Source organism: Chryseobacterium mucoviscidosis (assembly GCF_002177115.1).
In the GTDB taxonomy this organism is placed as follows: Bacteria; Bacteroidota; Bacteroidia; order Flavobacteriales; family Weeksellaceae; genus Chryseobacterium; species Chryseobacterium mucoviscidosis.
In genome coordinates this window covers 565,851-585,295 of record NZ_MVAG01000128.1, presented here as the reverse complement: position 1 = coordinate 585,295, position 19,445 = coordinate 565,851, and the positions used below count along the sequence as shown (strand labels likewise).

Here is a 19,445-nt window from a genome sequence, read left to right as displayed (position 1 = left end):
TTTAATTCTAGAATGAAATAATAAATTACTCCAAACTGGAGATCGGTATTGACAATATTTTTAAGAATAAACCTCTTGGCTTTTCTTGTATTCTAATTCTTTTGCTAAATTAAATCTTTCCCATTTAGTAAACCAATATTTTACATAACTTTTTTGAAAATCTAATATTTTATTTAATGTTCTAACACTTTCTATTACTTCTTTAAATGTTTTACTGTCTTTGTAAACTATAAAAATTTTTCTTTTATACTTAATTTCGAGATATGGACAAGCAATCAAATCTAGAATCAAATGAGTTAATTCTGAAGATTTATTGCGTTTTTCAATAGGAAAACTTTTTATATATTCTACAATATAACTTTTTAAGGCATTTTTGATTTTTTCAAATTTTGTAGAATGTCCTAAATAGAATAATATTACTACAATTGAAAAATAATTCAATCTGCAATCAGGAATTTTGTTTTTCTCTTGGTCAAAGCCAATAAATCTTTCTAAAAGAACTTCTGGAATTCTAAATTCTCTATCCAATTCCTTAATTACTGTTAAAAGATACAGCGTTTCAACCTGAGCATATTCTGAAATTAAATTTTTTTTGATTATAAGACTTGATTCATCTAGAATTTTTTTAAATACTCGCTGTCTGTTATTTGTTGATATTATAAATTTCTTCTTATCTGATTTATATTTTATTTTGTAAAAGGCTAATATTTTAGATAAAATATGACTTATTTTAATTGTTGAATTTACTCTTGGTGAAACTGAGTAAATAAAAAATATAAAATCTATAAAGCTAACTATATGAGATGTAAAGGATTCTTCTACTTTATCTAATTTATTAATAACATTCTTATCCTCTATTTCACCAGATTTAATTTTAATTTTATATTGAAAATATATACTCTCAAAGTTTACTAAATTCTTTTCGATGATCGTATTTAGAAGCGCTAAACTATAATTTAAAACATCTTTATAATCGACCTTTGATTCTTTAATCAAGATTTTATATTGCGTTATGAGATTATTAGCATTAAAGAAAAATGAAAACTTATGATTTAATACTTCAACTTGTTCTCTTTCTTCTATATTTGGGACTTTTTCTAAATCAATAATTGAAAATTTAGGATTCTCTGAAAAGAGCTGGTTAATTTTTTCTTTAGCAATAGTTATCTCCGTAATTATTGGTTTATAGTATTCTAAAGATTTAGAATTATTAATAGATAATTTATAAGATTTTAGTTCATGTTTAAAAATTTTAAAAATATCTTCCTTTAAAACTTCATCATCACAAAATAAAAAATAATCATCAACATATCGATACAGCTCGTAATCTATTTTATTTATAAGTCCGTGTTTAGATTTTATTATTTCCTCAACTGTTTTATCTATTTTTTGTAAAATAATTTCAGCAAATATTCTTGAAAATTCAGGTCCAATTAGAATCCCATTAGTTTCACCATAATTACAATATTGGACAAATTTATCAAAGACTCCAGAAAAATTATTTTTAGAGGAATCAATATTTTCTTTAACTGCTTCTAAACCAAGTACAGCCCAAGATATTGAATGTGAGTAAATACTGTCAAAACATCTTGCAATATCAAATTTAAAAAGAAAATTATATTTTTTTTCTGCTCGATGATATCTGTAATCTTCGTAAAATTTATAAACGTTTGTATATTTTTTATAGGAAAAAAAGGTTTTTAAATCCTCATATTCTTTGCCTTTTAATTCTAAAAAATCATTTTTATCACCTTTATTTAATTGGTGTAGCTTATCATTAAAAAAACTAAACCTCGCAACATCAACGGGTTTTCTAATACTAAAATCACTAATTGAACAGGAATACAATATTGATTCCTTAAAATCATCATAAAGTTTAACTAGCTTTACTTGATTAATTGGATGTATTAAGGCAAGCTCACGAAAATCTTTTTCTTTATGTGTAATGCGATAACAAAATGGGATTTTTCTAAATTTGTTATCGTTATCGGGTGATTGATAATCATGATGGAATATAATTTTTAGAATTTCTTTGAATGCATCTAAATCATTACCAGATAAATTGTTTTTAAACTCAATTTTATTACCTTGAACAAAAACGTTATACTCAACTAAAAAACGATAAAAATACCTATTTGAAAACGTTATCGGAACCTCATATGGATGAACGTCAGATAAAATTGCTCTTTCTTTTGGATATTGAATATATCTTTTTTTTCTACTCATCTTTCCAAATTGATTTAATTACTTCAAATTTATTTGTTACTCTTTTAAATTTACGATTATAGTAAATATGCTCTCTGGAGTTGAATTTGAATGAATGAAATATTCTTTGGTTAAACCCTTTTTCAAAACAAAATTTATTTTTAATCACGTCTATAAGATTGGCTTTACTGATTCCAATTTTAGGAGGAGGATTTAAATCATTTAGTAATCTTATCATTCGAAGATTTAATATTTTTAGACAATTGTATGTTTTTTTAGGCATTAATATACCAGTTTACACTGATATAATTTGATTGTTATTTTTTTATTTCAAATAAAAGAGACCGCTTTTCAACAGTCTCTTAAAAATTCGTTACTTTTGATTTAGGTTTACATTACTACATCATAGGCAAATCATCCAAACATTTCGCCGAAGATGACACGGTAGTGGTTGTCATTGTAAAACTTGTAAAACAATGAGTAGAAAATCTACCAACAAGTTCGTAAAAGTACACAAGTCTACTAAAGACGGTAGAAAATACTTTTACAGAAGTAAACCTAAATCTTGTAAAAAGTAACAGGTTTCATAAGGGGTGTGAAAGCACCTCTTATTTTTTCTTATTATTCAATTGTAACATTCATTTTTTCTATATTTGTAATCTAAACATATTGACAAAATAAAGCGTTTGCTTTTTATTCTACCTTGCGGAATCTGGTAAATTCAAAAATAGGTGTAGGATAAATAAGTGAAATGCTCATGCTATAGGCGTGGGCTTTCCTGTTTATTCACCTAATGGCTTACCAGAGCCTCGCAAGAGATAAATACGGCAAAGTCCCACGCTTTTCTGTATTTATAAACCATCACTTTGGGACTGGGTGAAACCAAAATCATCTTATGTCATGAAAAAAATCTTCGTTTCTGTAATGCTTTTATTTGGAGTATTCAGTTTTTCTCAATCCGTAACAGAGAGATACAACTCTCTTTCTAAACGATATGAGTATTTTAATTCCTCTGGAAATATTATCGGTTATAAACAGTATAATAGTCTTACCCGACAATGGGAATACTATGATTTAAAGTCTACTGAATATCAAAGACAACCAAGACAATATGGTGAATATATTCAACCCAATAATCTTGGTTTGATAGAACGTGCTTTACAACAAAAGCAACAGAATTATGATACAAACTTCCAATTTGTCAAATCTAAAATTGAATATATGATAAACGATATTAGAACATGGGATATAGATACCAATGTTAAATATCAAATAATTACTCAATTTAAAGATGCTATTTCTAAAAACTTAGACAGTAGAGATATTGATTATGGTTCTAATCAGCAAACTAATATAGTTATAAAATGGTTATTAGATACTTTGGAAACAATAATTAAAAATGTAAACTCTAAATAGAACATTTTTTGTATATTGGTCAAAACTTTTAACTATGGCAAAACAAATTACACAAGCACAATTAGACAAAATTAAAGAATTGAGAAGACAGTTAGATGCTTTAACTACTGTAGATTCACGAATTGGTAACTTAGTACATATCCAACAAATACTGAATGATGTTGATAGTGGAAGTAATTTCTATAATAACCTATCAGTAGAGTTAATTAAGTATACTACTAGAAGAGAACGATATGAGGGTTTTAATACTTTAACTTCAATTGTAAGCAATGCAATTAATTACTATGAAGGAGAGTTATAATCTCTTTAAAGTTATCTTTTAAAGATTTAAAATCATCACTGACTTTTGCTACTGTTTCTAAAATCCTAACCTTTTGTTCGGCAGTTTTAAAAGCATAAGTTTGATTTTGCTTTTCCATTTTTAATTTTAATTTTTCCATTTTGTAAATTTTAAATTGTTAAATAAAAAAGCCCCTAATTTCAGGGGCTTTACTCGTTTGGTACACTTAGTAAGGATTTCATTATTCTTTCAAATTCCATGTCTGGAATATATTCTTTATCTTTTTGAATCCTTTCATCAAATTTTTTAAACTCGTCAAAATCTTTAGATAATTCAAGAAGTACTGTTATTTTGATTGTTCTTAGTAATATGGCTTCATTTTCTAAATAATCTAAAGGTTTTAGACTGTTTATGTTTCTGTTATTTTTGTTGAGTTCTTTTAATAAATCGGTATCTTTAATAGCGTTTAAGACGTACTTTTCAAAGAATTTATCTAATAGTGATATATCTGTGAATTTCTTTTTATACTGATTTTCAAACTCTTTAAATATCTTTTTCTTCATTTTCTTACGCTGTTAAAGATTGCCAAGTTAACCTTTTTTGCTGAGTTTTTTCCAAAAACAAATCAAATCTTCTATCGGTTCGCATTTGTTTGGTGTTGTATCTAAAGGTCATTTCATTGAGATACAATTGTAAATGCTTTTTACTTGTAATGTAATACACTCCAATGATTGAGCGCTTTAAATGCGACCAAAAACATTCTATTGCATTGGTTGTTGTTCCTTCATCTACATATTGTTTCTTACCATGATCTACGAAAGTATGATTAAAATACTTACCAATACCTTTGTAAGCGTGCCACTCGTCTGTCATTACATGAGAGCCATGTTTAATATGCTGATGTAATAATGGTTGAATTGTTTTTGCTTTAGTATCTGTAACAGCAATTGCTTTTACAAAGCCTGTAGAAGTTTCTACTGCTCCAAATACAGGTACTTTGTCTTTGAATGAGCGACCTTGTGAGTTTGCAACTTTCTTATCTTTATGACGGTTTTTGTTTTTACCACCGACAAACGTTTCGTCACATTGTACTATTCCTTCAAACTCTTTTACAAATGCTTCGTGTTCGGTTGCATATCTTAATCTTTGTAAAATGAACCATGCACTTTTTTGTGTGATGGCTAAATCTTTCGCTAATTGATAACTACTAATACCTCGTTTGTGAGAAGTATAAAGAAAGATAGCAATAAACCAATTTTGTAATGAGATTTTAGAACCTTCAAAAATAGTTTTAGTTCTTACATTAAAATACTTTCCTGTATTTTTACATTTGTATCTATTATCTTTGCATTTGTACACTTTTGATAGTGAATCAAACGGGCTTACAACTCCATTTTTCCAACGAAGTTGTGTAAGATAATTAATACAAGATTGTTCATCAGGGAAAGCCCTGATAAGTTCTAAAATACTGGAAAATTTGAGCATTTAATGAAAGGATTATATATAAATTTACGAAAAATTTCTGAATTTCTGTACTAAAGAAACGTTAAATTTTCTGTGTAATCTCGTATGTTAGTGCCTTTTTTTATTAAGTTCAAGCATACAATTTGAATGATATACTCCTGCTTTTATACTTTTTTTATTGTGATTTAGACGATAGTTGCAGGTTAAGAATTTAAGTCTATCAAAAAGCATTTTTCTAGCTCTTTTCTCGTTGTACTTAGAATCAATATTATATATTTCAATTGATTTTTTTATTCTATCTAAATATCGTTTTACTTTATTATCTGATAACTCAACTATAATTTCATGGTTTTGTTTTATTAAAAATTTATATCCAAGAAAATCTAATTTTTCGGGGTGAGGTAAAATTTTATCTAATAATACTATTTTGTGTGTTTTATCTTTTCTACCATCCAGATTATCGTTAATCTGTAGTTCGTTTTTATTTATAATTTCTTTTATCAGCTTTTTATAATCGTATTCTTGACTTTTTGTTTTAGGAGTAAAAACGGCGATTATATCATCGACGTACCGAGCATAGTAAATAATATCCGGTAAACATTTTATTTCATTATCAATTTCTCTCATGTATAGCTCGGAAAGATAAGCACTAACACCAAAACCTCTTGGAATACCTTTTTGCGGCTGCATTAGAGTTGTATCTTTTATTTTTTCAAATTCATAAAACATTCTTTTTAAAAGTTTTTTTGAAAGAGGTGATAATAAACTGTTATTTTCTAATTTTTCAAATAGTTTTTTCTGTGGAATTGATTCATAAAATTTAGTAATGTCAGTTCTAATGATTATTTTAGGAAAACCATCTGAAATTAAATTATAGATTTGTTTGATAATTGTATTTCTGTCCGCCTGAATTACTTTGAAAGTTTTGTGCAAATTTTTTTGAAGTTGCTTGATTGCAAAGAAATGTGCACCATTTTTATTTGTGATATACATTTCATTTGATTTATCATATTTTATTTCAAAACAGAACGGAGTGTCTTCATTATTAATGATATCAGAATAATCTGAAAATAAATTATTTCTTATTTCTTCTTTTTCCTCATTTATTGTTTGAAGTCTTTCTGCAAAATCATTCAACTCATCTTGTGAAAGAGTTTTATTTGCTCTAGAATGCCTTAAATTAATTTTATCATTTAAGACAGCGTTGAATTCATCGTGTTTATCAAAATATTCTTGATTTAAGTGTCTTTTCTTTATTGTTCCTTTTCTATTTTCCTTTAAAAAGATAAGATTAAAATTCGAGCTTGAAAATGATTGGTCTAACATTAAATTTTTATAGTTTTCAAGATTTTTATAATTAGTTTTTTCAAATATATGATTTCTCCACAAAAAAATATTACGGAAAACCATAACAATTAATTATTATCAATGTATTTATTCTAAATGACTAGATTTTAAATTAATAATAAGATCATTTCAAAATAATTTACATAACATTGCAAAAAAATATTCCATGAAAATTTTCAAATTTATTTCCGTTGTTACTGCAATGGTATTCTTCGGGGTTACTATCAATGCACAAAAAAAGAAACCGGCAGCAGCTTCAAAATCAGGACCTATCGAAATGCCTGCAGGCACGGAAACGCAGTCGATCCCTAATGAAGAAAAATTCACAGATATGATTATGAAAATCAATGAAGCTGTTGTTTTTAAGTATGATAATAGTTATAAAAATGCAGATGTATACATTATGAAGAATGGTAAGGAAACATTGATGTACAAGGTAAAATCCAGTGATACGGGTGTGGATAAAAAACTGAATGCGAGAGTCTATAATAAGAAAGTATACAGCGCTGACGGAAAACAACTTTTATTTACTTATGAGACGGAAACTGCTGTAAGCAGTTTAATAAAGTTCATCTTCAATTTCCCGGAAAAGAAATCTCTTATCCTTGATTTTTCAAATATATATGAACATGATGCCTACACGATGGGTAAATCAGAAACTTTTGAAAAGTATCCTGTTTTTTATTATTATTCGTTTTATACGAATGTGAAAAAATGATTTACGTCCCATAAAGTTACTGTTCCGGAAATCAGGAAATCTTCCATAGAAAGAGAAGAATTTGTATAGGATTTTATGAAGAAATGGTATATAACCAAAGCATTTTTGAGCTTGGAAATACAGCACGGATTTCAAATCCGCGCTATCAGGTGTTTTTGTTGATATTACAGGCACGGATTGTAAATCCGCGCTATCGAGAATTAGGAAGTTGACACTAACATAACATCTTCTATTTCCCAATAATTATCATGCAATCTTAGTTTAAATACAGCATTTCTACCATAATAATCTTTTTTTATAAGATGGTCAACAAAAACTAATGCAATTCTTTTAGAAGGATCAAATACAATCTCTGAAAAATAGACAACACCTATCTCACATTCATTTGTATGTTTATCATACTCTGCCAGATCCAGCACTTTTGCGGTACACAAATTAAATTGATTTGCTTTTATAGAACTTCGTATGCTTAAATTTTTAATATCTGGACTATTAGAAAAGTCTTTAAAAGAATTCTGCGTTCTGATTATGCGTCTTAAATAAACCTCGGTATTATCTGTCCCGAAATATGTATTTTTATTTTTAGTAGAATCTATATACAAATTGCAATATTTTTCAGGATGATTAAAAATTTCGTTGTGGGCTTTTGTCTTCTCTTCGATATATAAATCCTCATTATGAACTCTTAAACTATCAAAATATTTTTTTTTACCTAAATAATCTTCTCTAAAAAAATAAGGTATCAACTGATCTGTTAAATCATTATATAGTTTTACATTAGTATCGGTTGATTGGCTTACACATTTTTTCATTTCCTCCTTACAATTCGTAAGTAATAAAGAGGATAATAAAATGATAACTATTTTAGTTTTAAAATTCATATTGTTTAGGGATTTTGGGTTAATAACATCTATTGATGACATAGCCATACAACATCATTCTTTTTTCTCTTATACAATAATCTAAAGAAGAAACTACGATATCTTTATAAACTTTTCTTGTAAAAATATCTATCAAATCTACTACTGTACAAGTAATAAAATGCGGTTCTTCCTTATCTTTTATAATATAGCCTTCTTTCATTTAGTATTGTTTTAATTTTTGCTCAAAGTAGGGAGACTATCAGAAACGGGATAAATTTAAAAAAATTGTTTGGGTTTGATATTGCTCAAAGTCGGGAAACTTTGCGCAGCGCGGTTTGGAAGTACAGCACGGATTTCAAATCCGCGCTATCGAAATTTCAAATCCGCGCTATCGAAAGGTTTTCAATAAGCTGTAACAGAGAAGACTTTATTTGGCAGTCAGACTTTTATATAATACAGGGGTTTTCCCAGCTTATCTTCAAGATGCCTTATATAATCATCCTCTGTTAATCCAATGTTGTATTTTTCCCAAGGGGCAGTTAAAGTCTCAGTTTTTTTAAGATATGTGTTTATCAATTCCAATATTGACTTCCTGTTCAATGGTTCTCCCTGATAGTTTGTAAGTCTTTCAGACTCTTCATGATTATTGATCGTATTGTATAACATCAATAACTGATGTTTAAAGTTATTTTCTCCAAACAGAATAATCGAATTTTCCAGTGTGGTATTTAATAAATCGGGAAAACAGAAAACAGGGGTATAGACTGTATAGGGTTCTCCCCATTCGAATTTCTTTTCTTCAATTTTGCATTGGGGTACTGTGCTTTCGTCTATATAATTCATATTATTTCTGCTCTCAAAAAGTATTTGTATTTAAGAAAAGATTTCAAGCGGCTTCAGGGTGATTTTATCGATTTCAACGGATTCTATCTTTTCCAGGTGGATTAAAAATTCGATCCAGCTAAGGATATGCTCTTCTTTAAGGGAATAAACATTTAATTTCCAGATTCCCGCTGGTATTTCTATCAATGGCAATTCATATTTAAAGTATTCTTCTTTGGTTACATCTCTGCTTCCGTTTAAAATGTTTTTAAGGAATAATGAACTATCGATATGGGCTTCTAAATCACCTTTATGATGATGGCACATCTGGGTAAAATCCGCATGAGAAACAGCGCGGATTTGATCTCCGGGTTCTGCTTTTAAGTAGTTGTAAGAATTGTGAAATTCCCATCTATTGCGGTCTATTTCTTCTTTATTAAAAACAAAATCGACTCGTTCCACTGCTTCATCGGTAGTAATGATATGGATGATTCCTTGTTTTAATAATTCTGATAATCCATCGGGATAATCGTAATTGAATTCTTTATCCGAGTAATAGTTTTTACATTTGGTGGTATTGGCAAAAATAAGTACGCCTTCAGTATTTAATCCTTCGAGAACCATGGTCTGTTTGTTTAAAAATTATAGAGAGAACTTCAAATGGGCAGAGTTTCTGAATTTTATTATGCAGAATTTCTACGGGGAAAGTTTTATCTCCTGAGCAAATTAAGTATAATTATGATATTTCGCAAACCTGTTTTTTACAGAGAAGGGGGGTTCGCAATAAGCCCGGCGTTCCGTAGGAACGCTATCTCTAGAACATTGCGCATTAAAGATACCAATCCTACGGATTGATTGCCGGATTTATTTTTATTTCTACACAGATTCTGCTCCTAAAGGAGCAGCCTTTTTATTATTTTAAACCATTTAATCATTAAAAAGGTTTATCTGTCTCTAAATTCCTGTGGAACACCGGATAATTCTGCCAAGTCTATTTCTAAGCGGGTATTTCCCTCATCTGCTTCAGCTCCTGCGGTGAATGCTCCATATACCTTATTTAAAACCAACCTTGCAATTCCATCAGTAACCGCAATGATTGGGTTGTCATTGTTAAAAGTAGGGTGTAAATGGAATTTAACAAACCCGGTAAGAGGATTTGCCGGATTTGTACTGCATACTTCAAGGGTTACCTTATATAATGCAGGATTTTCTGAAGGTTCTATTTTTGCCGTAATTTTTCTTTCATTACATTCAGATTTTCCGCCCCATTTTGATTTTTGAGGGTCATCCGGATCATTCGTAGCAATATTGTTTACTTCTGCTTTTACTTCATCAAATTTTTCTGATATTGTTTTTCCGCCGCCTAAATCGGTCATTTTTTGCTGTGTATCATTAATGACTTCAGCCATTGCATTGACTTTTTTATCTAAATCATCTTCTACTTTTTTTACCATACCAATAAAATGAAGTCTTGTCCATAGATAAACGGATAAAAAGCCAATAATAAGAAAATACAATATTACAGCGATGGCTATTTTTTCACCAGACTCTTTGTTCTGAAATATTATCGAAAAATATTTTCCCACCCGCGCTAAAAATTCAGGAATATTATTCAATTGAGTTAATCCTACTCCAACAATAATCTTTGTAAGCCAGTCACTGATCTGAACAAGATTATCATTTTGTGTAACTGAAGGTTTTCTGTCATGATTATTTGTATCTGAGTTTAAAATTTTTGGTACTCCAAATAAAAATCCTGAAAGTCCACCAATTCCAAAACTGGCTCCTCCAATAAAGATGCATGCTCCTGTAAGTTCCAGATAAGCCATTATTCCTCCTTTCATATTCAAGGTGTTTAAGCCGATAAGAAAGCAGATTACTATTCCGACAATAATGGAAAAGAGTAAGAAATCCCAAATGCTTTTAAGATCTCTATTTTTTTGTTTTAATGTTAATTCTGACATGGTATAGATTTTCTTATACGAAATTCTTACATATTCCAGAATTAATCCATTACTATTTTGTGTTATTTTTTGTTGGAATCTACGGATTACTTTTTCATTAGGCTTCATTTAAAATTCAATCTCTAAAATAAATTGAAATTCAGCGAATTGAAATCCTTAATATTTGTTTGGTATGCTTATTTTTCGTATATTTGTTAACTTATTAAAAGAAATCTCTGTCTTTACTTTCTGTGATCGTTTAGAATATTTTATTTACTTCCGTTTCAATTTATGCCTTTTCATAGGCATTCACATTAATAAAAGCACTCAGAAACCCTTTAATAACAGGTTCGGAATTTGGTGGACAGAATCACTGAGAAGGGGAGGACCCCCTGATTTTTCCGAAGTTTCAAATAACTGTAAAATAAAAATTCAATAAAATATATGGCAGATTCTTTCTCTAAAAAAGAAAATTTCAAGAAGAAACAGCAAAAACTAAAAGAAAAAGCAATGCGCCGTGAAGAGCGTAAGGAAAATAATGATAAAGGGAAAAGCCTGAACGAAATGTTCATGTATGTAGATGCGAACGGACAACTTACTTCTACACCACCGGATCAGGCTGAAAGAGAGGAAATTGATATCAACAATATCCAGTTGGGAGCAGCTCCTATTGAGGCTGAAGAAACTGTAAAAACAGGAATTGTAACTTTTTTAAGCGAAAAAGGATACGGTTTCATCACGGAAGATAAGACTAAAGAAAATATTTTCTTCCACAACAACAACTGCATCGACCAAATTAAAAAAGGAAATAAAGTTTCTTTCGAAAAGGAAAAATCCCCGAAAGGTTTTTCTGCAATGGAGATCAGATTGGTAAAATAAATGTCAGACAATACATAAAATAAAGCTTCAGAAATGAAGCTTTATTTGTTTTTATAGAGTTCCTCGCGGATCTGAACTAAGATTTTTGTGGTTTTTTCCAGATCCGGAACATCGGGTAGAGTAGAAGCAGCATGATATTTTTCAATGGAAGCAATAAGGTCTTCTGCTTTTTTTAATACTTCTTCATACGACCGGTTTCCGGCTTTGATGTCGAGTAATTCTTCGCGGTTTTCCACGCGGATATTCAGAGAATTGTTTTTAAAAATCTGTTCGCACGACTGTAATAAACGAATCGTGTGCATCATGTTTTTGCTGTCGTAATTCTGTCCGTGGTTTTGGTTGACGTTATAGCGGTCTTCATTGCGTTCGGAAACCCATTTCCAGTATTCGCGGTAATCTTTGCAGTAGGTGGAATAGGCATCAAGGTTGCAGAAAAGGTAGGCAAGGGGATGTTGTCCTTTGGGAACGGAGGAAACAGAGACCTGATTGGCTTCCAGATTCTGAATGATTCCTTTGTATCTGAAATCGCCGGACTGATCGTAAAACAGGGCAAACATTCCTTTGGTATTGTCGATGCTTACCAAACCGCATTTTTCCTGCTGTAAACCATTCTGATTTTCGGCGGAAGAGAATTCCCGTAACCACTTTTTCAACGGAACGGAGCCCTGATCTTGCAAAATATAACAGAAATCGAGGATGGATTTTTTCTCTTTATCCATCGGATTGAGAATCTTTTTGTTGAGTCCTTTTGCTTTTTTAATCTGGGAAACGGCATATCCTGCAAAGGTGTCTTTGCAGAGTCTGGAAAGGAAATCTTCGGGTTTCAGGAGATCCATTAAGGGATGTTTCTGTAAGATGCAGTCTTCCGGACTGGCGATAATTTCGAGGATGTTGGGATTGTTTTTCTGTAACAGTTCGATGAGTCTTCCGATTTCATAGTAGGTGATGTCGTTGGTTTCGTTAGAAATCTGGGGAATATAATTTAACCCGAAAAATTCTTCTTTCGGTAAATAATACACGCCACGAATGTCTGTATCTGAATTTTCTGTTGCCAATCCGAAAGAGCGGCTTCCGGAGATGGCTTCGAAAAGGATGAGGTTTTTGTTTTTAAGGTCCTGGATGGTCATTTAATTATCCTTTAAAAAGTTTAAATATTTCATAATTTATTTTTTTTACTTTGTTTATGAAATATGTTTTACGTTTGCCTTTTGAGAAAATTACTTTTGAATAAAAACGTCCATCAATAATCATGTATTCGTCATCTTTTATAGGAATTGAAGTGAAAACACATTCAAGTTTATCATTTAATTCATTGAAACATTTATTAATAAATGATAAATCTATTTTTTCAGAAATAAATTTTTTTTCTAATAAAGAGAATGTGTTTTGTGCTTTATCCAAAAGAGATTGCAATGCGTTTGAATTTTCTGATTCGTGAAATTCGTTAAAATATTTATCAGTAATGTATTTAATAAATTCCGGATGATAGAAAGTTTTATACTCTTTAAAGTTCCTAATAGCTAAATAAATTGGATCTTGGGAATCGTCTTTTAAATTGGCACACCGAACTTTAATAGATTCAGGAATTTCAATTCCATATTTAATCTTTAAATGTTCAACATGTTTTAGAAACTCATTTTCTTCTTTGTAGGTGACTTTCACTTCACCTCTTGCGATGTTTTCAGTAACACTGACGTAATGCGGATTTTGTCCTTTCTGCCATATTCCATCTCTAAAGATTATGGTGAAATATTTATACTCAGCTCTATTTTTAGCATTGAAGCTGATATCCAATGTGTCTTTTTCCTTTGGAAGATATTCGAAATCAAAAATATTACCTTCATTAAGTTTTGATATTATGTTTTGTGCGGAGATTGTATTACTAAAATCTTCTACGGGTTTTACAAAGCTTGCGAAAAAGAATGGATTTTTTTCCTTGTAGCCAACGTATCTATTCAAAGACCAAATGTATATATTTTTTATTTCAAAAATATCTCCTTCAGTACAAGTGCAGAATTGTAATTCAGTATTCGGAGTACACATAATTTAATCTAAAAAATAAGGTGAAAAATCAATTCCCTGAAAACAGCCTACCATAGGTAAAACGTTATCGCCGTTCATCGTAACTTCATATTCATTGCAAGAAAGCTGTGAAACTTTCTGATACCAGCTTTTCTGGTGTTCTTTCTTAATGTTGTCTAATTTAATTAAACAATGCAGTCCGCCATTGGTTTTGATAAAGGTAAGACAGTCGGGGTTTAAACAGTCTGCAATGTCTTCTCTGAATTTATCAATGGCTTGTTGATGGTTTTCTATACGGAAATCAATATCGAGATCAAAGAATATTTTTCGTGAAGTGGTGGTCTGAATAAGATTTAAAGCTAACGTATGGGGATTGATGGCGTTATCTTTCCGGATGAGTTTTTCCGAAATTTCTTTCATTAAAAACAATGAAGCATTGTGAAGGTCGCGCGGGTTGGGAGTGATGTAAATCGCGAGGTTATCCTGCGAAACTTCGGTATTTCCGGATTCGTACAAGCCTGCCGGAATTTCGAGCTGCCTGATTTTGTGAAGCAGTCTTTCTTTGGTTGAGGTAAATCTTTTTAACTGTGCTTTATCTGCTTTCAGTCCTGTTTCGGGGTTGTATTTTTTTCTTGCGAGAAGGGCAACGTAATATTGTTCATTGGGCAATAGTTCAGGAAGCCAGTCTATGAATTGCTGTAATTTTTCTTCGTTGTGTATGATTTTGTAGTTCATTTGCTTTAAAATTCTTTAAAAATCTCCCTCAAAAATACTCTATAATCTTCTCTTATCATCAATTCCCTTTCCACAAACAATTCATTTCTTACACAATCCACCGTTTCCTGTGTTACAGGATTGTAGCCTTGTTGGATCACTTCTCTGTTAAAAATTCCGACGCCGCGTTTTTGCCAGGACGGAAGATCGTTGTAATTGATTCCGTACTGAAAAAGCAGTTCATTTTTATCGGATTGTGACATTCTTTCAATTCTTTCGGTGGTTTGTTTTGCGTTGAATCCGTTGTTTCTCAACGTCCAGTAACAATAGGCTGAAAGGGAATTTCTGTGGGAATCTTCCTGTCTCCAGCAAAAATAATCCGCGATCATTTCACGGTTCGGAATGGAAATCGTTCTGCAGTCGAAAACACAGATTTCCTGAAACTGCAGGCTTAAAAAAGCACTTGCTTCTCCCGCGAGAACAGAATTGATCTTCCTTACTTTTCGGCTGAAAGTCTGGTCGTCTTTATGGATCAGCAATGAAATTTCATCACTCTGCGTGTAACCGTACAACACTCTAAACCCGATGGTAAAAAGATGCTTCGTCGTATCGATCATTGCCTGACCGAATTTCAGGTCGAAAGGTTTTTCCAGCGACAGTTTTTCTTTGGTAAGTCTGGTAAATCCTCTTCCGTCGAGTCTCACGATCATAAAGTTTTCCGGAAGGATATACTGTTCCGAAAGGCTTTCATTTTTCCGCATGACCGCTTCAATTTCTTCAAATTTCATAATTGCTGATTTCAAATTTGTTCTCCATTATTTTCACATGGAATATTTTATCAAAACCTTCTTCAATGGAAGGTTTTTGGAGGTCTTTGTATTTTGCTTTTATTCCGATCTCGCTGATGGAGTCTTTTCTGTTTTTATTCCGCTCCAGACAATCCTGAATGATGCTTTCAAAATAATATGCGATGATTTCGTATTTGTTCTGTCGGGCAAGCTCAATGTATTTTCTTCTGCTTTCTCTGGTCACATTTGTATTGTCAATGACTATTTTGGACTGTGTTTCAAAACAGTACTGAAGCAGTTTTCCTTCTTTGTTTCTGGTATTCAGCAAATCCATGCTGATCCTGATGTGCGAATTGAAAAAAAGCTCCTTGTAGAAGGAACTTTTTCCGCTTGCGGGAATCCCGATGAATATGATGATCTGCATTTTTAATTCTTTATACAGCTTTTTACAACAACCTCCAAAGCTTTTTCCGCATCACACGCGTACAAACCGGAACACCAAGCCGGATTCGCTTCAATCAAAGCCCAGCCTTTTCCTTTGATGATCCCGAAATCCAGAACAATGGCTTTGGGAAGTGTCTCACCATACTGCTGAATGAAATTTTTGAAAAAATCAAAAAGTTCTTTCTGTTCGTTTTCAGAAAGCGGATCGGTATCAAAAACGTCATTTCTCCAATAAGAAGAATGCGTTATTATTTGATTATTTAAGACAAAACATCTTACTTCCAGTTCCCATTCTACCACTTCGGAAGTGAAAACCCTGCTTTCCAGATCCAATGTATCAAAACCTTTGATGTTGGTGACTTTATCAAAAACTCCGGCTTTAAAACTTTTAAAATCGGAACATTTGATGAAAATATTTTCTTCATGCACGAAATCTTTCAGCCTTCCGTAAGAGATTTTTCTTTTGGTAAATTCCTTCGAAACTTTTGAAAGCCAGTCGTCATCGGGTTTCGTTAACGTAAGACTGCATTGTTCCGCCACAATTTCAGCATAAATATCTTCGCCATACACCGCAATCACGTCTGCACGAAATTCTTCTGGAACATTCCATTTTGCATTAAACCGGCTCAACTCGTAGGGTGAATTGAGGGATGCTTTTTTCAGATTGTTGCTGTCTTCCGTGTACATAGGAGAGAGCGCGATGAGGTTTTTCATTGGATTATTTTTATTTCTAATGTATTAATATTTCTCTAAAAACCTTCTCCATTTCGTTTTTATCCGAATTTCCTCCTTTCAGACTTTTAGCTCTTTCTTCATTATCCAATATGGTCTTCTCTAAAAATCCGAAGAGTTTCCAGTCATTCAGATGATGGTAAGATTCTCCTTTGGTAGCTTTTAAAGCGATTAAATTTTCTATTTTCGTTCTTGTAAAATCATCTACTAAGACCAGTAAGTCACTAAACAAAACAGGCGGAACCGTCCCTTTTTCCAATATCCATTTTCCGGTTAAAGTGGTTCGTAAACAGTAAAAGTAAGATTTCAGTTTTACCTCATCAAGTCTGCATGCTTCGAGATATTTTTTGCTCATGCTTGAATAGTGATAAAATACGGCTATCGGAGAAAAGCATTTGTCCGCCAAAGGTTTAAACAGATCGTAAAATTTTTCATTTTTCACATAAACGATAGGAGAGTAGAACCAGCTCAGCAAAGCCGCATTTGACTTCAACAATAAATGGAACGTTTTTCTCAGATCCCATCCGGAACCGTCCAGATCGTCTTCGGTCATAAATTCTATGGTTTCGTCTTTATCCCACGGTGAAAGATACCAGTCCTTTTCATGTCGGTATATGAAGCGTATATCGTAATCGCTGTCCGGAGAAGCAAATCCCCACGCGCGGCTTCCGGATTCTACGGCAAGCAGTATTTCTACACCGCGCTTTGCTTCGACTTCTTTTAATTTATCTATTATTTTGGGTGTCATGATTTTTAAATTTTATACAAAATAAAAAATATCCTGCGCAATCTTTTTACGCAGGATCGTTTTATGTGAAAAATGATATTAAAGGACTAAAATTTAGCTAAAAAAATGTCATCCTGAGAAATTTTAAAAACTCAAAATGACAATTAAAATGGATTTATTATCATTTAAAAATCTTCGTAAAACTGTCTTTCTCCAGATTCTCCAAAGAAAAATCAAAGTCGATATTTTCTTTATCATAAACGATTTCAGCTCCTAATTCCTGAATCAAAAGATTGAAGGATATCGGTTCGTACCATTGCTGATACAAAGCGTTCGTCGCCATTACGGAAATTTCTGTATTTCCTGAAACATGAGTATGTCCTGCTCCGAAATTCAGCAATACGAAACACTGTCTTCCGTCTTTTGGCAGCAATATTCCCAAAATGGTCTGCTTTTGTACGGATTGACATTTTGCTTCTGCAAAAAGATGGTTCGGATTCATCATATAATCGTAAGAAACGGCATCGCCTTTTCCGATAACTATTTTATATCCGCAGTCGCTGTTTCCGTTGAAAACGTTGTTCATTACCAGAGTCGGAGCCATTAAACCTCTGTTTGCGTAAAGATATTCTACAGCACCGTTTGGAGCAGAAGTGATATCTCCCGAATACATCAACTGACCAGAATTTTGGTTGTAAGCTGCATTCCATCCGATTTTTCCGGCAATATTTAATCCTGAAAGGTCCAAATCATAAGCTCCCCATGCATTTTCCCAGTAAATTCCTACTGCTAATCTTTCTCCGAAGAATCTTGTTCCCGTCGGAATATTCCCTACAAACATCTTTTCAGAAGTCGGTAAGGCAAATTCTACATCTTCAGGGAAATAGAATTTCTTACCTTCAAAACGATATTTTGATTTTAAATAGCTTAAGATAAAATCGTAGTTCAGTTCATTTACGGAAGTTCCGATTGATTTTTTCGTCCACGATTTTCCGTTTCGGATTCTGTATACAAAAGTATCCTGACCGTACATTCTTGAATAACAAGCCGATAAAGCTTTAAACAAAGCAAACGGAGTGGCATTTTCCAGCCAGTGCAGATCGCTGTTTTCCAGTAACATATTGGTTGCGTTATTCAATGGATTCGAAATTAATGGTTTGTGATAAATTTTCGACAGCTTCGAAATTTTATTAATCACCTTTGGCGCCCTGTTTTTATAGGCTAAAAATAAAGGCTTGAAACGGTTAAAAATTTCCGCCATTTTTTCCAGTCCGAAACTTTCAAAAAGATAAGTCGGATTGAATTTGCTTTGCTTAATATCATTAATCAAATCATTGTTTTTAATTAATAATGTTTCTTTTGTGGTTTTGTAGATCACGTAACGCAAAAATTCAACATTATTTTCAGGATAAACGTCGTAACGGTCGGCAATTTTTATGATGGCTTCTTTGTTTCTGATATTTTCTTTTCCTGTAAAATCATATTCCAGTTCGTCGTGCAGAATAGATAGTAAATCATCAATTGTTTCTTCTTTCAGAGCAATTCCTGATCTTAGAATAGCAAGACATTTTTCCTGCATTTCTTCTTCGGAACAGGCTTTAATAACTTTAAAATTAAGCTTCAGATCCGGGATATTCAACACTTCATCCGGAATGTATACTTCACCCTGAAATCTGCTTCCATAGGTGGAAAAATAATGAAATAACTGCTCCATCAACAGTTCGAGTCTTCTACTTTCTTTAATCTTCTGCCAAGATTTATGAAAGGTTTTGTTGAGATCGTTTCCGTTCAGCTTTTCTTTAGCGTAGTAAGAAATAATTTCTTTTTTTGCCCAGATTGCATGAGGTTCGATGATGAAACCATCCTGAGAAATAAAGACTTCAGCATCCGATTCTTTTGCCAGTACAGCGTTGAATAATTTTAATGTTTTCATTGTTTTGAGTTTAAAAAAATAAGTGAGGAGTAAGATTCATTAAAAGTGAAGTGTTATAGGAACTCCTTTTACCTATAATTTTTAATAGGCGGGGAGTAATTTTCCAAATAATTTATAGGAACTCCCTTTGCCTTAAAGTTTTTTAAAA

General features: G+C 31.8%; 22 protein-coding genes. 4 read left to right on the top strand and 18 right to left on the bottom strand.

Going from position 1 to position 19,445, the window contains the following annotated elements; translation table 11 throughout:
• Positions 1-60: 60 nt before the first annotated feature.
• Positions 61-2,226, bottom strand: coding sequence for an antiviral reverse transcriptase Drt3b (gene drt3b, locus B0E34_RS17250; protein WP_087711492.1), 2,166 nt, complete (start codon positions 2,224-2,226; stop codon positions 61-63).
• Between the two features lie 879 nt (positions 2,227-3,105).
• On the opposite strand from drt3b, the gene B0E34_RS17240 reads away from it, so the two are divergent.
• Together B0E34_RS17240 and B0E34_RS17235 are read left to right on the top strand one after the other, a co-directional pair.
• Positions 3,106-3,621 carry a hypothetical protein gene (locus B0E34_RS17240; protein ID WP_087711488.1) on the top strand — a complete coding sequence of 172 codons (516 nt, stop codon included), beginning with the start codon at positions 3,106-3,108 and terminating at the stop codon, positions 3,619-3,621.
• A gap of 34 nt (positions 3,622-3,655) precedes the next feature.
• Positions 3,656-3,922: a hypothetical protein gene (locus tag B0E34_RS17235; protein WP_087711486.1), complete on the top strand. Its 267-nt coding sequence runs from the start codon at positions 3,656-3,658 to the stop codon at positions 3,920-3,922.
• Here the strand turns inward: B0E34_RS17235 and B0E34_RS21415 are convergent.
• The 4 genes from B0E34_RS21415 to drt3a form a co-directional block, all read right to left on the bottom strand.
• Positions 3,897-4,061, bottom strand: a complete 165-nt coding sequence (locus tag B0E34_RS21415; RefSeq protein ID WP_165763010.1) for a hypothetical protein — start codon at positions 4,059-4,061, stop codon at positions 3,897-3,899. The genes B0E34_RS17235 and B0E34_RS21415 overlap by 26 nt on opposite strands.
• 49 nt (positions 4,062-4,110) lie before the next feature.
• Positions 4,111-4,464, bottom strand: coding sequence for a hypothetical protein (locus B0E34_RS17230; protein ID WP_087711484.1), 354 nt, complete (start codon positions 4,462-4,464; stop codon positions 4,111-4,113).
• Between the two features lie 4 nt (positions 4,465-4,468).
• Entirely contained in the window at positions 4,469-5,386 is a 918-nt protein-coding gene (locus B0E34_RS17225) for an IS1595 family transposase (protein WP_087711482.1), read from the bottom strand.
• An 87-nt stretch (positions 5,387-5,473) separates the two neighbouring features.
• Positions 5,474-6,775 carry an antiviral reverse transcriptase Drt3a gene (gene drt3a / locus B0E34_RS17220; RefSeq protein ID WP_087711480.1) on the bottom strand — a complete coding sequence of 434 codons (1,302 nt, stop codon included), beginning with the start codon at positions 6,773-6,775 and terminating at the stop codon, positions 5,474-5,476.
• Positions 6,776-6,878: 103 nt separating this feature from the next.
• Here drt3a and B0E34_RS17215 point away from each other — a divergent pair, with 103 nt between their 5' ends.
• The gene (locus B0E34_RS17215; protein ID WP_087711478.1) at positions 6,879-7,430 is read left to right on the top strand and encodes a hypothetical protein; all 552 of its coding nucleotides are present in this window, start codon (positions 6,879-6,881) and stop codon (positions 7,428-7,430) included.
• A 200-nt stretch (positions 7,431-7,630) separates the two neighbouring features.
• On the opposite strand, the gene B0E34_RS17210 is transcribed toward B0E34_RS17215, so the two are convergent.
• From B0E34_RS17210 to B0E34_RS17190, 5 genes are all read right to left on the bottom strand, one after another.
• Positions 7,631-8,311 carry a hypothetical protein gene (locus tag B0E34_RS17210; protein ID WP_123956686.1) on the bottom strand — a complete coding sequence of 227 codons (681 nt, stop codon included), beginning with the start codon at positions 8,309-8,311 and terminating at the stop codon, positions 7,631-7,633.
• A gap of 19 nt (positions 8,312-8,330) precedes the next feature.
• Positions 8,331-8,513 carry a hypothetical protein gene (locus tag B0E34_RS17205; RefSeq protein ID WP_087711474.1) on the bottom strand — a complete coding sequence of 61 codons (183 nt, stop codon included), beginning with the start codon at positions 8,511-8,513 and terminating at the stop codon, positions 8,331-8,333.
• 218 nt (positions 8,514-8,731) lie between these two features.
• Positions 8,732-9,136, bottom strand: coding sequence for a hypothetical protein (locus B0E34_RS17200; RefSeq protein ID WP_087711473.1), 405 nt, complete (start codon positions 9,134-9,136; stop codon positions 8,732-8,734).
• Positions 9,137-9,166: 30 nt separating this feature from the next.
• Positions 9,167-9,739 (bottom strand): hypothetical protein, encoded by a 573-nt coding sequence (locus B0E34_RS17195; RefSeq protein ID WP_087711471.1) that lies wholly within the window; start codon positions 9,737-9,739, stop codon positions 9,167-9,169.
• A gap of 320 nt (positions 9,740-10,059) precedes the next feature.
• Positions 10,060-10,959: a pYEATS domain-containing protein gene (locus B0E34_RS17190; protein WP_123956684.1), complete on the bottom strand. Its 900-nt coding sequence runs from the start codon at positions 10,957-10,959 to the stop codon at positions 10,060-10,062.
• A 543-nt stretch (positions 10,960-11,502) separates the two neighbouring features.
• Here B0E34_RS17190 and B0E34_RS17185 point away from each other — a divergent pair.
• Entirely contained in the window at positions 11,503-11,937 is a 435-nt protein-coding gene (locus B0E34_RS17185; protein ID WP_076395443.1) for a cold shock domain-containing protein, read from the top strand.
• Between the two features lie 41 nt (positions 11,938-11,978).
• On the opposite strand, the gene B0E34_RS17180 is transcribed toward B0E34_RS17185, so the two are convergent.
• From B0E34_RS17180 to B0E34_RS17145, 8 genes are all read right to left on the bottom strand, one after another.
• Positions 11,979-13,064, bottom strand: coding sequence for a nucleotidyltransferase domain-containing protein (locus B0E34_RS17180; RefSeq protein WP_087711467.1), 1,086 nt, complete (start codon positions 13,062-13,064; stop codon positions 11,979-11,981).
• Positions 13,065-13,068: 4 nt separating this feature from the next.
• Positions 13,069-13,980, bottom strand: a complete 912-nt coding sequence (locus B0E34_RS17175) for a hypothetical protein (RefSeq protein WP_087711465.1) — start codon at positions 13,978-13,980, stop codon at positions 13,069-13,071.
• A 3-nt stretch (positions 13,981-13,983) separates the two neighbouring features.
• Positions 13,984-14,694, bottom strand: a complete 711-nt coding sequence (locus tag B0E34_RS17170) for a hypothetical protein (protein ID WP_087711463.1) — start codon at positions 14,692-14,694, stop codon at positions 13,984-13,986.
• A gap of 5 nt (positions 14,695-14,699) precedes the next feature.
• The gene (locus B0E34_RS17165; protein ID WP_087711462.1) at positions 14,700-15,461 is read right to left on the bottom strand and encodes a tRNA(His) guanylyltransferase Thg1 family protein; all 762 of its coding nucleotides are present in this window, start codon (positions 15,459-15,461) and stop codon (positions 14,700-14,702) included.
• Complete coding sequence (locus tag B0E34_RS17160) at positions 15,451-15,885, bottom strand: AAA family ATPase (protein ID WP_087711460.1); 435 nt, start codon at positions 15,883-15,885, stop codon at positions 15,451-15,453. Before B0E34_RS17160 ends, B0E34_RS17165 begins: the two co-directional genes overlap by 11 nt.
• A gap of 2 nt (positions 15,886-15,887) precedes the next feature.
• Positions 15,888-16,619, bottom strand: a complete 732-nt coding sequence (locus B0E34_RS17155; protein WP_087711458.1) for an ATP-grasp domain-containing protein — start codon at positions 16,617-16,619, stop codon at positions 15,888-15,890.
• 16 nt (positions 16,620-16,635) lie between these two features.
• Positions 16,636-17,385, bottom strand: coding sequence for a nucleotidyltransferase domain-containing protein (locus B0E34_RS17150; RefSeq protein WP_087711456.1), 750 nt, complete (start codon positions 17,383-17,385; stop codon positions 16,636-16,638).
• 160 nt (positions 17,386-17,545) lie between these two features.
• Complete coding sequence (locus tag B0E34_RS17145) at positions 17,546-19,297, bottom strand: hypothetical protein (protein WP_087711454.1); 1,752 nt, start codon at positions 19,295-19,297, stop codon at positions 17,546-17,548.
• Positions 19,298-19,445: the final 148 nt, after the last annotated feature.

Coding starts and splice junctions, on each gene's coding strand:
- drt3b (WP_087711492.1), bottom strand. CDS start 2,226: ATGAGTAGAAAAAAAAGATATATTCAATATCCAAAAGAAAGAGCAATT.
- B0E34_RS17240 (WP_087711488.1), top strand. CDS start 3,106: ATGAAAAAAATCTTCGTTTCTGTAATGCTTTTATTTGGAGTATTCAGT.
- B0E34_RS17235 (WP_087711486.1), top strand. CDS start 3,656: ATGGCAAAACAAATTACACAAGCACAATTAGACAAAATTAAAGAATTG.
- B0E34_RS21415 (WP_165763010.1), bottom strand. CDS start 4,061: ATGGAAAAATTAAAATTAAAAATGGAAAAGCAAAATCAAACTTATGCT.
- B0E34_RS17230 (WP_087711484.1), bottom strand. CDS start 4,464: ATGAAGAAAAAGATATTTAAAGAGTTTGAAAATCAGTATAAAAAGAAA.
- B0E34_RS17225 (WP_087711482.1), bottom strand. CDS start 5,386: ATGCTCAAATTTTCCAGTATTTTAGAACTTATCAGGGCTTTCCCTGAT.
- drt3a (WP_087711480.1), bottom strand. CDS start 6,775: ATGGTTTTCCGTAATATTTTTTTGTGGAGAAATCATATATTTGAAAAA.
- B0E34_RS17215 (WP_087711478.1), top strand. CDS start 6,879: ATGAAAATTTTCAAATTTATTTCCGTTGTTACTGCAATGGTATTCTTC.
- B0E34_RS17210 (WP_123956686.1), bottom strand. CDS start 8,311: ATGAATTTTAAAACTAAAATAGTTATCATTTTATTATCCTCTTTATTA.
- B0E34_RS17205 (WP_087711474.1), bottom strand. CDS start 8,513: ATGAAAGAAGGCTATATTATAAAAGATAAGGAAGAACCGCATTTTATT.
- B0E34_RS17200 (WP_087711473.1), bottom strand. CDS start 9,136: ATGAATTATATAGACGAAAGCACAGTACCCCAATGCAAAATTGAAGAA.
- B0E34_RS17195 (WP_087711471.1), bottom strand. CDS start 9,739: ATGGTTCTCGAAGGATTAAATACTGAAGGCGTACTTATTTTTGCCAAT.
- B0E34_RS17190 (WP_123956684.1), bottom strand. CDS start 10,959: ATGAAAGGAGGAATAATGGCTTATCTGGAACTTACAGGAGCATGCATC.
- B0E34_RS17185 (WP_076395443.1), top strand. CDS start 11,503: ATGGCAGATTCTTTCTCTAAAAAAGAAAATTTCAAGAAGAAACAGCAA.
- B0E34_RS17180 (WP_087711467.1), bottom strand. CDS start 13,064: ATGACCATCCAGGACCTTAAAAACAAAAACCTCATCCTTTTCGAAGCC.
- B0E34_RS17175 (WP_087711465.1), bottom strand. CDS start 13,980: ATGTGTACTCCGAATACTGAATTACAATTCTGCACTTGTACTGAAGGA.
- B0E34_RS17170 (WP_087711463.1), bottom strand. CDS start 14,694: ATGAACTACAAAATCATACACAACGAAGAAAAATTACAGCAATTCATA.
- B0E34_RS17165 (WP_087711462.1), bottom strand. CDS start 15,461: ATGAAATTTGAAGAAATTGAAGCGGTCATGCGGAAAAATGAAAGCCTT.
- B0E34_RS17160 (WP_087711460.1), bottom strand. CDS start 15,885: ATGCAGATCATCATATTCATCGGGATTCCCGCAAGCGGAAAAAGTTCC.
- B0E34_RS17155 (WP_087711458.1), bottom strand. CDS start 16,619: ATGAAAAACCTCATCGCGCTCTCTCCTATGTACACGGAAGACAGCAAC.
- B0E34_RS17150 (WP_087711456.1), bottom strand. CDS start 17,385: ATGACACCCAAAATAATAGATAAATTAAAAGAAGTCGAAGCAAAGCGC.
- B0E34_RS17145 (WP_087711454.1), bottom strand. CDS start 19,297: ATGAAAACATTAAAATTATTCAACGCTGTACTGGCAAAAGAATCGGAT.